This is a genomic window from Mesorhizobium sp. BR1-1-4, from assembly GCF_020165375.1.
GTDB classification, from domain to species: Bacteria; Pseudomonadota; Alphaproteobacteria; order Rhizobiales; family Rhizobiaceae; genus Mesorhizobium; species Mesorhizobium australicum.
In genome coordinates this window covers 42668-55988 of record NZ_JAIUIB010000014.1, presented here as the reverse complement: position 1 = coordinate 55988, position 13321 = coordinate 42668, and the positions used below count along the sequence as shown (strand labels likewise).

15 protein-coding genes are annotated in these 13321 nt (G+C 63.5%); 4 read left to right on the top strand and 11 right to left on the bottom strand.

All coding sequences use genetic code 11. The annotated features are described in order from the left end of the window. Positions 1 to 148 precede the first annotated feature (148 nt). Entirely contained in the window at positions 149 to 2131 is a 1983-nt protein-coding gene (locus LB571_RS25970) for a PAS domain S-box protein (protein ID WP_015315561.1), read from the top strand. Positions 2132 to 2143: 12 nt separating this feature from the next. Here the strand turns inward: LB571_RS25970 and LB571_RS25965 are convergent, their stop codons facing one another. The 7 genes from LB571_RS25965 to LB571_RS25935 all read right to left on the bottom strand — a co-directional run bounded on the left by LB571_RS25965 (position 2144) and on the right by LB571_RS25935 (position 7680). Next, positions 2144 to 3022 carry a 3-hydroxybutyryl-CoA dehydrogenase gene (locus LB571_RS25965; protein WP_015315562.1) on the bottom strand — a complete coding sequence of 293 codons (879 nt, stop codon included), beginning with the start codon at positions 3020 to 3022 and terminating at the stop codon, positions 2144 to 2146. Between the two features lie 209 nt (positions 3023 to 3231). Beyond that, entirely contained in the window at positions 3232 to 4161 is a 930-nt protein-coding gene (locus LB571_RS25960; protein WP_140662810.1) for an electron transfer flavoprotein subunit alpha/FixB family protein, read from the bottom strand. A gap of 20 nt (positions 4162 to 4181) precedes the next feature. Beyond that, entirely contained in the window at positions 4182 to 4931 is a 750-nt protein-coding gene (locus tag LB571_RS25955) for an electron transfer flavoprotein subunit beta/FixA family protein (protein ID WP_140662808.1), read from the bottom strand. A gap of 232 nt (positions 4932 to 5163) precedes the next feature. Further along, entirely contained in the window at positions 5164 to 5964 is an 801-nt protein-coding gene (locus LB571_RS25950) for a rhomboid family intramembrane serine protease (protein ID WP_140712902.1), read from the bottom strand. A gap of 31 nt (positions 5965 to 5995) precedes the next feature. Continuing rightward, positions 5996 to 6577 carry a cob(I)yrinic acid a,c-diamide adenosyltransferase gene (locus tag LB571_RS25945; RefSeq protein WP_015315566.1) on the bottom strand — a complete coding sequence of 194 codons (582 nt, stop codon included), beginning with the start codon at positions 6575 to 6577 and terminating at the stop codon, positions 5996 to 5998. A gap of 18 nt (positions 6578 to 6595) precedes the next feature. Beyond that, positions 6596 to 6787, bottom strand: coding sequence for a twin transmembrane helix small protein (locus tag LB571_RS25940; RefSeq protein WP_015315567.1), 192 nt, complete (start codon positions 6785 to 6787; stop codon positions 6596 to 6598). Positions 6788 to 6813: 26 nt separating this feature from the next. Next, positions 6814 to 7680 (bottom strand): SDR family oxidoreductase, encoded by an 867-nt coding sequence (locus tag LB571_RS25935; protein WP_224599144.1) that lies wholly within the window; start codon positions 7678 to 7680, stop codon positions 6814 to 6816. A 58-nt stretch (positions 7681 to 7738) separates the two neighbouring features. Between LB571_RS25935 and LB571_RS25930 the strand changes: the two genes are divergently transcribed. Next, positions 7739 to 8590, top strand: coding sequence for a YihY/virulence factor BrkB family protein (locus LB571_RS25930; RefSeq protein ID WP_015315569.1), 852 nt, complete (start codon positions 7739 to 7741; stop codon positions 8588 to 8590). Here LB571_RS25930 and LB571_RS25925 read toward each other — a convergent pair. Both LB571_RS25925 and gluQRS read right to left on the bottom strand, forming a co-directional pair. Beyond that, positions 8560 to 9462: a DMT family transporter gene (locus LB571_RS25925; protein WP_140662803.1), complete on the bottom strand. Its 903-nt coding sequence runs from the start codon at positions 9460 to 9462 to the stop codon at positions 8560 to 8562. The genes LB571_RS25930 and LB571_RS25925 overlap by 31 nt on opposite strands. A 137-nt stretch (positions 9463 to 9599) precedes the next feature. Next, positions 9600 to 10475 (bottom strand): tRNA glutamyl-Q(34) synthetase GluQRS, encoded by an 876-nt coding sequence (gene gluQRS / locus LB571_RS25920; protein ID WP_224599141.1) that lies wholly within the window; start codon positions 10473 to 10475, stop codon positions 9600 to 9602. A 75-nt stretch (positions 10476 to 10550) separates the two neighbouring features. Between gluQRS and LB571_RS25915 the strand changes: the two genes are divergently transcribed. Further along, complete coding sequence (locus LB571_RS25915) at positions 10551 to 11192, top strand: DNA-3-methyladenine glycosylase family protein (protein WP_140616848.1); 642 nt, start codon at positions 10551 to 10553, stop codon at positions 11190 to 11192. A 128-nt stretch (positions 11193 to 11320) separates the two neighbouring features. After that, positions 11321 to 11878, top strand: coding sequence for an HNH endonuclease (locus LB571_RS25910; protein WP_006328497.1), 558 nt, complete (start codon positions 11321 to 11323; stop codon positions 11876 to 11878). A gap of 156 nt (positions 11879 to 12034) precedes the next feature. On the opposite strand, the gene LB571_RS25905 is transcribed toward LB571_RS25910, so the two are convergent. Together LB571_RS25905 and LB571_RS25900 are read right to left on the bottom strand one after the other, a co-directional pair. Continuing rightward, positions 12035 to 12553 carry a disulfide bond formation protein B gene (locus LB571_RS25905; RefSeq protein WP_140720265.1) on the bottom strand — a complete coding sequence of 173 codons (519 nt, stop codon included), beginning with the start codon at positions 12551 to 12553 and terminating at the stop codon, positions 12035 to 12037. Between the two features lie 84 nt (positions 12554 to 12637). Then, a complete protein-coding gene (locus LB571_RS25900) occupies positions 12638 to 13222 on the bottom strand; it encodes a YqaA family protein (RefSeq protein ID WP_140720267.1) in 585 nt (194 codons plus the stop codon). Positions 13223 to 13321 lie beyond the last annotated feature (99 nt).

Here is a 13321-nt window from a genome sequence, read left to right as displayed (position 1 = left end):
ACACCCCGTGAATACCGATCCTTAATCATGCCGGCAATTGTTTGCCGGTTTTCCATGTCGCCTATGCCCTGGGCGCAACCTTTCCTTAAAATCGATCCTTCAGGGTTTTAACGGGAAAAAGCGATTGCCCACGGGGGTGGCACGAATCGTGACATTGCGAGGTATCATCGGGCCGGGACGGCACAAGCATGCAGCTCTGGCGCTGCTTGTGGCCGGTCTGGCCGTAGTGGCCGCCTCGCTTGTGCTGTCAGGGCTGGACCTTGGCGCGCAAGCCCTCAGACTTTGCCTCCAAATATCGGTCGCTGTGACGGTCTGCGCGCTTTTCGCGGCCTATCTGTTCATCGGTCGAATCTCGGAGGATCGACGGCAGATCACGGACAGCGAGCAGCGGTTCCGCCGGGCCATGGAGGACTCGGCGATCGGCATCGCTATCGTCGGTCTCGACGGGCGTATTCTCCAGACCAATCCGGCCTTTGCCGCCATGCTTGGCTACAGCCGCGACGAGATCGAGGCACTGACCTTCTTCCAGCTCACGCATCCCGACGATGTGCAGATCGGCAGCGAAACGATGGCCGGCCTGAAGGCGGGCACCGTCGATGCCTTCCACTTCGAGAAGCGTTATCTCAAGAAGGACGGCACACCCGTCTGGGCTCATCTTGCCGGCTCGGTTATTCGCGACGAGAAAAGCGGCCGGCCACTCTATCTCGTCTCGCAGATCGAGGACATCGACGCGCGCAAACAGGCCGAGGCGCGCATCACAGAGGCCGAAACGCGCTGGAACTTCGCGCTGGCCGGCGCCGGTCAAGGTGTCTGGGATTTCGACATGCGCAAGGGGGGCACCACCTATTCCTCCACCTGGGTCAAGATGCTGGGCTACGGGGATGGCGAGCTCGATGGTGACCCCGATCGCTGGCTGACGATGATCCATCCAGACGATCGCGCCACGGTCGCGGAGGCCGATCGCGCCCATCTCGCCGGCGAGACGGAATTTTTCGAAGCCGAGTTCCGCATGCGCCACAAGGACGGCCGCTGGATCTGGATCCTCGACCGCGGCAAGGCCATCGAGCGCGATGCGGACGGACACCTGGTCAGAGCGATCGGCAGCTTGATGGACATCACCCGGCGAAAGCAGGCCGAAGAACGGCTCATCGTCTCGGCGGCGATGCTGGCCGACGAGAAGGAGCGGCTGAGGGTGACGCTGCAATCGATCGGGGATGCCGTCATCTGCACCGATGCCGCGAACCGCGTCACTTTCATGAACCCGGTGGCCGAAAAGTTGACCGGCGTTTCCAGTGACGATGCGCTGGGCAAGACGCTGAGCCATGTCTACTGGGCAGTCGACGAGGAGACCGGCCACAGGATCGGGATGACGCGGCCGGTGACAGGCGAAGAGGCGCGCTCCGACCAGAACAGCCGCGCGGTCCTCATCCGCCGCGACGACACGCGCTGCAGCATCCGCCAGGTCGTGTCGCCGATCCTCAACGAACGCAACGAATTCTGCGGTCTGGTGATCGTCTTCCAGGACTTCACCGATGCGCGTGCCCTGCAGCGACAGCTTGCCCATGCCGCCGCGCACGACGCACTGACGGGCCTTGCCAACCGCTCGAGCTTCATCCGCGCCATGGAGGGGATGGTCGATCAGGCGCGCAAGGACGGCACGACGACAGGGGGCCGCCATCAGTTCATGTTCATCGACCTCGACCATTTCAAGCTGGTCAACGACACGGGAGGTCACGCTGCCGGAGACGCCCTGCTGAAGCGGGTCGCTGACGCCGTGCGCGGCGTGCTTGGTCCTGAAGACATCGTCGCGCGCCTGGGTGGCGACGAATTCGCCGTGATCCTGAAATCGGCTTCCACCACCGACGCGAGGATCGCGGCGCGTTCCATCATCGATGCGATAGCGGGCCTGAACTTCACCTGGGATGGCCGGCCGCACGGGATCGGCGCCAGCATCGGGTTGACCGCGATCTGCGCCAATTGCGGCGAAGTCGACGAGATCATCGCAAGGGCCGACGCCGCTTGCTATGCAGCCAAGGCCGCCGGCCGGGGATGCGTTTCGGTGGCGCCGGACGGCAAGGTCAGCGACGATGACAGGTCAGAACCGCCCAAGCCACTCGCCGCGGCCTCGTGAGCGGCAATCACGTCAGCGCGTCGGAACGGGATGCTCGCCGCGATAATCGTAGAAGCCGCGCCCGGTCTTGCGGCCGAGCCAGCCGGCCTCGACATATTTGACCAGCAGCGGGCAAGGCCGGTACTTCGAATCCGACAGGCCGTCATGCAGCACCTGCATGATCGACAGGCAGGTATCCAGGCCGATGAAATCGGCAAGCTGCAGCGGTCCCATCGGATGGTTGGCGCCGAGCCGCATGGCGGTGTCGATGGCATCGACCGAGCCGACGCCCTCATAGAGCGTGTAGATCGCTTCGTTGATCATCGGCAGAAGGATGCGGTTGACGATGAAGGCCGGGAAATCTTCCGAGACGGTGATCGTCTTGTCGAGCTGCTTCACATAGGTCTTGGCCGCCTCGAAGGTCTGGTCCTCGGTGGCGATGCCGCGCACCAGTTCGACCAGCTTCATCAGCGGTACCGGGTTCATGAAATGTATGCCGATGAACCGCTCTGGCCGGTCGGTCTGGGCAGCTAGCCGTGTGATCGAAATCGACGAGGTGTTGGTCGCCAGGATCGCTTCGGGATTGAGCTGCGGACAGAGCTGCGCATAGATCTTGCGCTTGACGGTTTCGTCCTCGGTCGCCGCTTCGATCACCAGATCGGCGCCGGCGAGATCGGCCATCGTCGGTGCCGACGCGATGCGTGCCATGGCCTGATTGCGCAGCTTCTCGTCGAGCTTGCCGGACCCCACCTGACGGGCCATGTTGCCGCTGATTGTGGCAATGCCCTTCTCGATGCGGTCGGGCGATATATCGTAGATCAGCACCTTATAGCCCGAAAGCGCGGAGACGTGGGCGATGCCGCCGCCCATCTGGCCCGCACCAATGATGCCGATCGTCTCGATCTTGCTCATTACCCGATCCCGTCCGGAGCGTTTTTCGCTGGATCGCGAACCGCCCCATCTCTTTGTTTTCCCGCAATTCCCGGCGCAAAAACCCCTGCGCACTGCTGCTGGAATTGCTCTCAGCCTTTGTGGCCTGCTTATTGTGCGGTGCAAACTAAAAGGGTGGGGCGACTTCGTCTACCCCACCCCTCACAATTTAATACGGTTGCGCGGAAGCGTCAAAGCGCCTTCTGCAACTCCGGCAGGATGACGAAGAGGTCGCCGACGAGGCCGTAATCGGCGACCTGGAAGATCGGCGCTTCCTCGTCCTTGTTGATGGCGACGATGACCTTGGAATCCTTCATGCCGGCAAGGTGCTGGATGGCGCCGGAGATGCCGACCGCGATGTAGAGATCGGGGGCGACGACCTTGCCGGTCTGGCCGACCTGCCAGTCGTTCGGCGCGTACCCGGCATCGACGGCGGCGCGGGAGGCGCCGACGGCGGCACCGAGCTTGTCGGCGACCGGCAGGATGACCTCCTGGAATTTCTCCGAGGAACCGAGCGCGCGGCCGCCCGAGATGATGATCTTGGCCGAGGTCAACTCCGGACGGTCGGTCTCCGACAGCTTGTTCTCGACGAAGGTGGACAGGCCGGGATTGGCTGCCGCATTGACCGTCTCGACCGAAGCCGAGCCACCGTCGGGCGCGGCCTGGAAGGAGGCGGTGCGCACGGTGATGACCTTCTTGGCGTCGCTCGACTGCACCGTCTGGATGGCATTGCCGGCATAGATCGGCCGCTTGAAGGTATCGGGCGACACCACTTCGATGATCTCGGAGACCTGCGCGACATCGAGCAGGGCCGCCACGCGCGGCGCGATGTTCTTGCCGGCCGACGTCGCCGGCGCGATGACCGTGTCGTAGGCGCCAGCCAGCGAGACGACCAGTGCCGCCGTCGGCTCGGCCAGGCGCTCGGCGAGTTCGTCGGCTTCGGCGAGCAGCACCTTGCTCACGCCCTTCAGTTTCGCTGCTGCGTCGGCGGCAGCCTTGGCGCCTTTGCCGGCCACCAGCACATGAACGTCCGAGCCGATCTGCAGGGCGGCCGAAAGCGCTTTGGCGGTCTGGTCGGAAAGGGTGGCGTTGTCGTGTTCAGCGATGAGGAGAATTGCCATGTTGTCTGTTCCTTCCGATCTCAGAGCACGCCGGCTTCGTTCTTGAGCTTGTCGACCAGTTCGGCGACGCTCTTGACCTTGACACCCGCCTTGCGGCCGCTCGGCTCCTCGGTCTTGATGACCTTGAGGCGTGGCTTGACGTCGGCGCCGTAATCGGCCGGGCTCTTCTCGTCGAGCGGCTTCTTCTTGGCCTTCATGATGTTGGGCAGCGAAGCATAGCGCGGCTGGTTGAGGCGAAGGTCGGCGGTGACGATCACCGGCATCTTCAGCTCCACCGTCTGCAGGCCGCCGTCGACTTCGCGCGTCACCTTGGCATGATCGCCCTCGATCACGACTTTGGAGGCGAAGGTGCCCTGCGCCCAGCCGAGCAGGGCCGCCAGCATCTGGCCGGTCTGGTTGGAATCGTCGTCGATCGCCTGCTTGCCGAGAATGACAAGGCCTGGCTGTTCCGCATCGACGACGCCCTTCAGCACCTTGGCGACGCCCAGCGGCTCGGTCTGTTCGTCGGTCTTGACCAGGATGGCGCGGTCGGCGCCCATGGCGAGTGCGGTGCGCAAGGTTTCCTGCGCCTGCTGCGGACCGATCGACACGACGATGATCTCTTCGGCCTTGCCGGCTTCCTTGATCCGGATCGCCTCTTCCACCGCGATCTCGTCGAACGGGTTCATCGCCATCTTGACGTTGGCCAGCTCCACCGCCGAACCATCAGCCTTCACGCGCACCTTGACGTTCGCGTCCACAACCCGCTTCACGGGCACAAGGATCTTCATTTGCCTGTCACCTCTTCACGCTAGTTGGGCGCGCTATAGCAGCCTGCGCCCCTTCTGAGTTGTCGAAAGCCGACATTCCTGACTGAATTCCGGCCAGACGGAATTCTGGCCGGATGGAAATTCTGTCTTTGCCCGCCCTGGCTGCTCCTTAAACGCCTTGGGCCGCGGCGGAGACGTTTCCGTAATTGTGGCAACCCGTGCCGTCAATACGCTGAAAGCCGCTCAAATCGGTTCAGTTTGGGCCAGAAGGGTTTCCACGTCCCCAGCGCGTCGTGGTGGCGGCCGTTTGGGGCGCCGCTGGTTCGCCGACCACCGGCGGCTGTTCAGGAGTAGGTACCACGGCATCCTCGTCGGCGGGTGCGAACAGCGGCACGCCGCGGCTGCGCAGGACCAGCACCAGAACCGCGCCGGCAATGATGCCGCCGATGTGGCAGGCCCAGGATATCTGATCCTCGCCGCCGGCCGCGAACATGACGATCTGGAACAGCACCCACAGGATGAGCGGGATAAAGGCTGGAATGCGCAAAGGGATGCGGGCGAAGGCAAGCACCCACACCTTCACCCTGGGATAGAGGATCAGGTAGGCGACGACCACGCCGGCGATAGCACCCGACGCGCCGATCAACGGCGCCTGCGAATCCCAGGCGACCAGCCCCTGGAAGGCGGCTCCGGCGATGGCGCACAGCAGATAGAAGATCAGGTAGCGGATGTGGCCGAGCGCGTCCTCGACATTGTCGCCGAAAACCCAAAGGAACAGCATGTTGCCGCCGAGATGGAAAATATCGGCATGCAGGAAGGAATAGGTGAGATAGCTCAGGCTCTCGGGGATGATGACAAAGCGGGGGTCGAGTTCGGCCGTGTCGTGAACGACGGACGGGATGAAGCCGAGACCAAGCACGGCGGCATTGGTGAAGTTCTCGCCGCCGAGCGCCGTGGCGCAATAGATCACGGCGTTGGCGACAATCAGACCGATGGTCACATATTGCAGCCTGATGTGGCGCAGCCTGTTGGTGTCGTAAAGCGGGATGAACATCGGTCGCCGGCCCCTCCCGCCTCTGGTCCGTTCAGCGGTTCTTGCCGGGAACCCATAGCACGTCGGCATTTCCGTTGTCATTGACCGCCCGGGCGGCGACAAACAGGAAATCCGAGACGCGGTTGATGTATTTCAGCCCGTCGCGGTTGACGTGTTCGGCCGGGTCCTGAGCCAGGGCGACCATCAGCCGCTCGGCGCGCCGTGCCACCGTGCGGGCGAGATGAAGCGCCGCCGCTGCCGGCGTGCCGCCGTTCAGCACGAAGGATTTCAGCGGCTGGAGCTTCTTGTTGAGGACGTCGATGTCGTGCTCGACACGGTCGGTCTGCGTGGCAACGATGCGCAACGGCTCGTAGCCAAGCGGCTTGCCGTCATCAGGCACGGCGAGGTCGGCGCCGAGGTCGAAGAGATCGTTCTGGATGCGCGAGAGCATGGCGTCGATCGCCTGGTAGCTCTGTTCGGTATGCACGCGAGCCATGCCGATGCAGGCATTGGCTTCGTCGACCGTGCCGTAGGCGTCCACCCTGAGATCGGATTTCAGCCGCCGCTCACCAGTGCCAAGGCCCGTAGTGCCATCATCGCCGGTGCGGGTGTAGATCTTGTTGAGCTTGACCACATCGCCTCCCGAAAAGCCTCACTTGCGGGTGAAATACACGGCCAGCAGGATCAGCGCCAGCGCCACGGCCTGCAGCAGAACGCGGGCCTGCATCAGCTTGTTGGAGGTCACTCCGGAGCCGCCGCGCATCATGTTGATGAGCCCCCTGATCAGCACGACCACGACGGCGGCCATGACCAGAATGGCAAGGATGTTGAAGGCAGTGGCCATTTTTGCGTTTCCAGTTCTTTGCTTGTTCAGGCGCGCTTGGCGAGCAGGCGGTGGAGCATCGAGGCCGGCAGGACGCGTTTGAGCATGGAACCGATCCTGGCCGACATCGTTACCACATAGTGCGGGCGCGGGCGCCGCGACAGAAGTGCATGGCGGAGCACCTTGTGGACCACTTCAGGCCCGGGCTTCCGCGTCGATTGGCTGCCGCCGGCGCGCATGCGCTCCACTTGCGCGGCATAGTCTGCGCGATGCGCGGAATTCTCATGGTCGATATTCCTGAGGAACCAGGGCAGGCCATTGCTGGCGATCTTCGATTTCACCGGCCCCGGCTCGATCAGCGAGACATGGATGCCGCTGCCGGCCAGTTCCTGGCGCTGGCACAGCATCAGGGCCTCCAAGGCATGCTTGGAGGCCGAATAGGCGCCGCGGAAGCGCACAGGCACGAGACCGAGGATCGACGAGCAATGGACGAGGCGGCCGTGGCCCTGGCGTCGCATCACCGGAACCAGGCGGCGGGTCAGGTCGTGCCAGCCGAAGAAATTGGCCTCGAACTGCTCCCTGAGCGCTGCAACGGGCAGATCCTCGACGGCGCCTGCCTGCGCGTAGGCGCCGTTGTTGAACAGCGCGTCGAGCCTGCCGCCGGTGCGATCGAGCACCGCCGCCGCTAGGGCGGCTATGGAGTCCGGTTCGCTATAATCGAGGTAAAAAGCCTCGATGCCGTCGGCTTCGAGGGCGGCGATGTCCTCCGGCTTGCGCGCCGTCGCGAACACCCGCCAGCCCTCAGCCTTCAATGCACGGGTGCAATAGGCGCCTATGCCGGAAGACGCGCCGGTGACGATGATGGTGCGCAAGTCTGCAGCTGGAGAATTCGGGGTTTGACGAAGGGTTGCCATTTGCCGCATTCATTTCCCATATTCGCGGCGTCGAGACAATCGAGGGGAGCGCGCGTCCTTGCTGCGGAACATTGTCGCCCTGCGCCGCGTGCTCTACGACGCGCTCGGCCACTTCAACACCGATGACGGCTGGGCGATGGCCAGCCATCTGGCGATCACCTCGCTGATGGCGCTGTTTCCATTCCTGATCTTCGCCACGACGCTGGGGAGCTTCCTTGGTGCCCAGGCCTTTGCCGACACAGCCGTGCACCTGGTCTTCGACACCTGGCCGGACCAGATCGCCAAGCCGATCGCGCACGAGGTGCTGAACGTGCTGACCGTCAGGCGCAGCGATCTGTTGACTTATGGCGTGCTGCTTGCCGCCTACTTTGCCTCCAACGGCATCGAGGCGCTGCGCACCTCGCTCAACCGCGCCTATCGGGTCACGGAAACGCGCGGCATCATCTATCGCCGGGTGCAAAGCATCTTCTTCGTGCTGATCGCTACCGCCGGGTTCCTGGCGATAAGCGTGCTGCTGGTGTTCGCGCCCCTGCTGGCGCGGCTGGCGGAAGCCCATTTCGAATGGATCAAACCCTATACGGGCACGATCACGCTGTGGCGGTACGTCATCGCCTCAACCGTCATCATCGGCGGACTGTTTGCCGTCCATTACTGGCTGCCGGCCGGCAAGCGCCGTTTCGTCTCGCTGATACCCGGCATCATCTTCACACTGGCCGCATGGCTTATCGGCTCGACCATGTTCGCCACCTATCTCGACCATTTCTCGTCCTATGTGACGACCTATGCCGGTCTCGCCTCGATCATGATCGCGGTGGTCTTCCTCTACATCGTCTCGGCGATCTTCATCCTCGGCGGCGAGCTCAACGCCGCGATCAGCCGTTATCTAGAGGCGCGTGCCCGGGTCGGCTGAAGTTTGCCTGTTCGGGCGGTTGCCAGGCCCACGCCGAAAGTGGTGATGGCCATGCCGACGATCTGCAGCGCATTGAGCTGCTCGTTGAACAAGGCCCAGGCGATGACGGCCGTCACCGCCGGCACCAGGTAGAACAACGAGGCCACTTTCGACATCTCGCCGTCACGGATCATCACCATCAGGAGAAAGATGGCGCCGAGCGACAGCACCAGCAGCAGCCAGCCCATGGCGAAGACCAATTCGCCATTGATGACGACGGTTTGGGTTTCGAAGGCAAGCGAAGCCAGGATCATCAGCGAAGCGCCGCCGACATATTGCCACATGGTGGCCGCCACGAGGTCGCCTCCGGACGCAAAACGCTTTTGCCAGATCGTGCCGGCGCTCATGCCGAGCACCGAGACCAGCGAGGCGGCCAGTGTCGCCGCCGTCACGCCGCCACCGAGCGCCCCGAGTTTCGGCCACAGCACGATGACGATGCCGACCAGCCCGATAGCGAGGCCAAGCCAGTGGCGCGGCAGGATGGCCTCGCCCAGAAACTTGCCGGCAAGCACCGCGGTGATCAGCGGCTGCAGGCCGACGATCAGGGCCGAAAAACCGGCCGGCATGCCTCGATGGATGGCCCAGAAGACGGCGCCGAGATAGATGCCATGCATCAGCACGCCGGCGCCGGTGGCATGCAGAGCCTCCTCGCGGGTGGCTCGTTTCGAGCCCAGCACCAGCATCAGCACGGCCAGCAGGATGGCGGCGAGCACGAAACGCGCGGCGAGGAAGGTGAACGGCTCCGCCCATGGCATGGCGTAACGCGCGCCGATGAAGCCGGTCGCCCACAGGACAACGAAGGTGGCGGGGATGAACCGCTTGATGCTGGACATTTTCCGGGATCGCCGCGCTGGTGAGAATTGACCGTGAGGATGCTCTAGTCCTGTTCAACCCCGCGCGCAAAACGAAACGATTGATCCATGCGTCAAGGAGGTTGAACGGGTGGCGTGTCCGGAGAGCGTTTCTCCTGTCAGAGCCCAATCATCCTTCTGACTTCCTCCGGCGAGGCGCCTGCGTCGCGCAAGGCGGCAAGGCCCGTATCCCTGAAGCTCTTCGACAGTTTTCGCCCATCCGGCCCGAGGATCAGCCGATGATGGAAATAGGCGGGTGGCTGCAATCCCAGAATCTCCTGCAGCAGGCGTTGCACCCCGGTCGCGGAAAACAGGTCCTGTCCGCGCACGACATGGCTGACGCCTTGCAGGGCATCGTCGATGACTACGGCGAGGTGGTAGCTGGTCGGGATGTCGCGGCGCGCCACGATAACGTCGCCCCAATCCTGGGGACGCGCCTCGACGGAGCGCGTCGTGGACAGCGTCCCGTCGCTGAATTCGGCCCATGCCAGGTCCCTGCCGGCACGCGCCATGGCGGCGCCGACGTCCAGCCGCCAGGCGAAGGGCGCATTCTCGGCAATCCGCCGGTTGCGTTCCTTCATCGAAAGCGCCTTGTCGGCCGGGGGATAGAGCGGCACACCGTCGGGATCGCGCGGCCAGTCGCGCCCGCGCTTTTCGCCGTCGGCGATGAAGGCACGTATCTCGCCGCGGCTCATGAAGGCGGGATAGACGAGTTCCTCGCGGATCAGGCGCCCGAGCACCGTTCCATATTCTGCAAAATGCTCGGACTGGCGGCGCACGGGCTTTTCCCAGTCGAGGTCCAGCCATTTCAGATCGGCGATCATGCCCGCCTCGAACTCCGGCGTGCAGCGCGTGGTGTCGATATCCTCGATGCGCAGCAGCAGGCGGCCGCCACTGGTATTTGCGAGCTTCTGGTTGAGCAGCGCCGAATAGGCGTGGCCCAGATGCAGTTCGCCGTTGGGGCTGGGCGCGAAGCGGAATGTCAGGAGCGTCATGTCTCGAGCGGCAATCGGGTTGTGCTGTGGTTTTGGCGGTTGCTACCTTGCTGCACATCTTCGGACAAGGATACCATGCAGCGCATCGCGACACTGGACGACGTTGAGCGGGGGCTGGACGCGCTTTGCCTCATCGACCCGCGCCTGGGGAAAGTGCGCGGCATGGCCGGCGAGGTGCCGCTCAGGCTTTCGGAGCCGGGCTTCAGGAGCCTGGCCTCGATCATCGTCTCGCAGCAGGTGTCGCGGGCGAGCGCCGATGCGATCTTCGGCCGGCTGACGAAACTCGTCGATCCGCTGACGCCGCGGGCGATCCTTGCCGCCGGCGAGGACATGTTTCGCGAGGCCGGCCTGTCGCGGCCCAAGCAGCGCGGCCTGATCGCGGTCGCCCAGGCCGTGGCCGATGGGCTCGATCTGCATCACCTCTGTTCGCTCGATGCCATGGAGGCGATCGCCAGGATGACGGCGGTGCCCGGTATCGGTACGTGGACGGCGGAAGTGTATCTGTTGTTTGCGGCCGGGCATCCCGACATTTTCCCGGCGCGCGACGTCGCCCTGCAGAGCGCTGTCGGCCATGCGCTCGGCATCGACCCTCGTCCAGCGGAGAAAACACTGATCGCGCTGGCCGAATCATGGAGCCCGTGGCGAGGTGTCGCATCGCGGCTTTTCTGGTCCTATTATCGCGAAACCAGGGGCCGGGACGCCGCGCCGCCGGCCTGAATCCGCAAGAAAGCCTAAAAATCATGTGTTTTTGGCGCTTCGTGCCAGCGACAATCCGCTTCACATCCCTGTCATGTCAGGCTTACAGTATCCACGCCGAACGGTTCTAGAACTAGGAGGTCAACAAGGTGACGGTTGCCGTATCTCCGGATGGGCTTCCAGCGCTGGTGCTGAATGCGGATTACCGTCCGCTCAGCTATTACCCCTTGTCGCTCTGGTCCTGGCAGGACGCCATCAAGGCGGTGTTCCTCGACAGGGTGAACATCGTGGCCGAATACGAGCACGCCGTATCCTCGCCGACCTTCTCGATGAAGCTGCCGAGCGTGGTTAGCCTGAAGGCCTATGTGAAGCCGTCCAGGCATCCGGCCTTCACCCGTTTCAACGTCTTCCTGCGCGACCGTTTCCAGTGCCAGTATTGCGGTACCCCCGAGGACCTGACCTTCGACCATGTCATCCCGCGTCACCGTGGCGGCGCCACGACATGGGAGAATGTCGTGGCCGCCTGTTCGCCCTGCAATCTGAGGAAGGGCGGCATGATGCCGGCTCACGCCAAGATGTGGCCGCTGCAGAAGCCGTTTCAGCCGACGGTGCATGATCTGCACAATAACGGCCGCCTGTTCCCGCCCAACCATCTGCATGAAAGCTGGATGGATTATCTCTACTGGGATGTCGAACTGGAGCCTTGAGTTCGTTCGAGATTTCGGGAGGTTGGCCGTCTGGAGCAATTGTCTGTGCTTCCGATGTTCACGGACCAAATGTCCGCTGCGTTTCGGTTCTCGACAGTCACTCCATGCGACTCAGCCTGCCGAATTCTTTGAACGATCTCGCGTCGGCTCTGTAGCTCAATCGCGGGCCAGCGCGCCACGGAAGGCGACGGCGGCGAGGATAAGGCTGGCAATGGCGTTCCAGCCGGCCAGCGACAGGCCGAGAATGCGCAAGGCGGCCTTGTCGCAGGAGGGCGGCACGAATTTGTCAAGCGCGTCGAGGACGCCCTTGCCGCCGGTGTCGACCGGGCCGGCGCCCGCGGTGCAATCGGCCGGGCCCTGCCACCATGCCCATTCGACGCCGGAGTGATAGACGCCGAGATAGAGCCCGTACAGCATCAAGAGGCCGCCAATGGCCAACAGGCCGCGCGTCAGCCATGCCGGTGCGCGCAGCATCGACGCTATCGCCGCCAGCACCATCAACGGCACGCCGATGTAATACGGCGTGCGCTGTTCCAGGCAGAGGTGGCAGGGGATGTAGCCGCCAATATGCTGGAAGCCGAGCGCCGAGCCAACGGTCGCTGCCATCGCGACGGCGAGAAACAGGGCCGCGCGTGTCCGCTGGCGGCCGGTATCGGCATTCATGGTCGCTGTCATGGCGTCTTTCGTCCGTTGTGTTCGCCGTCCGCAAGGTCTGCTCGCCGCGCTGCCAAAACCGTTGCGCGGTTTAAGCATCAAACCTCAGAAGGCGTATTTGATCAGGATATAGAGCAAAATCAGGGCGACCGAGGCAGCGCCGACGATCAGGCCCAGACGCTTTTCGATGAATTCGCGGATCGGCTCGCCATAGCGGCGCAAAAGCCACGCCAACAGCAGGAAGCGGGCGCCGCGCGCGATGATGGCCGAGACGATGAAGACAACAAGGTTGATGTGGAGCGCGCCGGCCAGAATAGTGACCACCTTGATCGGCGGCAGGTGCGCAACGCCGGATGTGACGAGCAGCACCAGCATTAGCCCGGTGCCGGAAGACTGCCACTTCTCGAACGTGGCAAGGCCGCCGAAGTGCTCCAGGATCGGCCGTGCTATTGTGTCGTAGGCATAGTAGCCGATCAGCCAGCCGGCGATGCCGCCCAGCACGGACGCAACGGTGGCGGTCAGCGCATAGCGATAGGCGCGTTCGGGGCGCGCCAGCGCCATGGGCAGGAACAGAACGTCTGCCGGTATGAAGAACACCGAGCTCTCGACGAAAGCGATGAAGGCCAGCCACCATTCGGCGGATTTGCGCGCCGCCAGCGACAGGGTCCAGTCGTACAGTCCGCGAAGCATCGGCTCTCCTATGGAACGGCCCGTCTGTCTAGAAAGGTTTTTCGCGCTGCACAATGGCTGTGGTCTTACAAATTGGAAAGGTGCCGTCTGGTCGCGGCA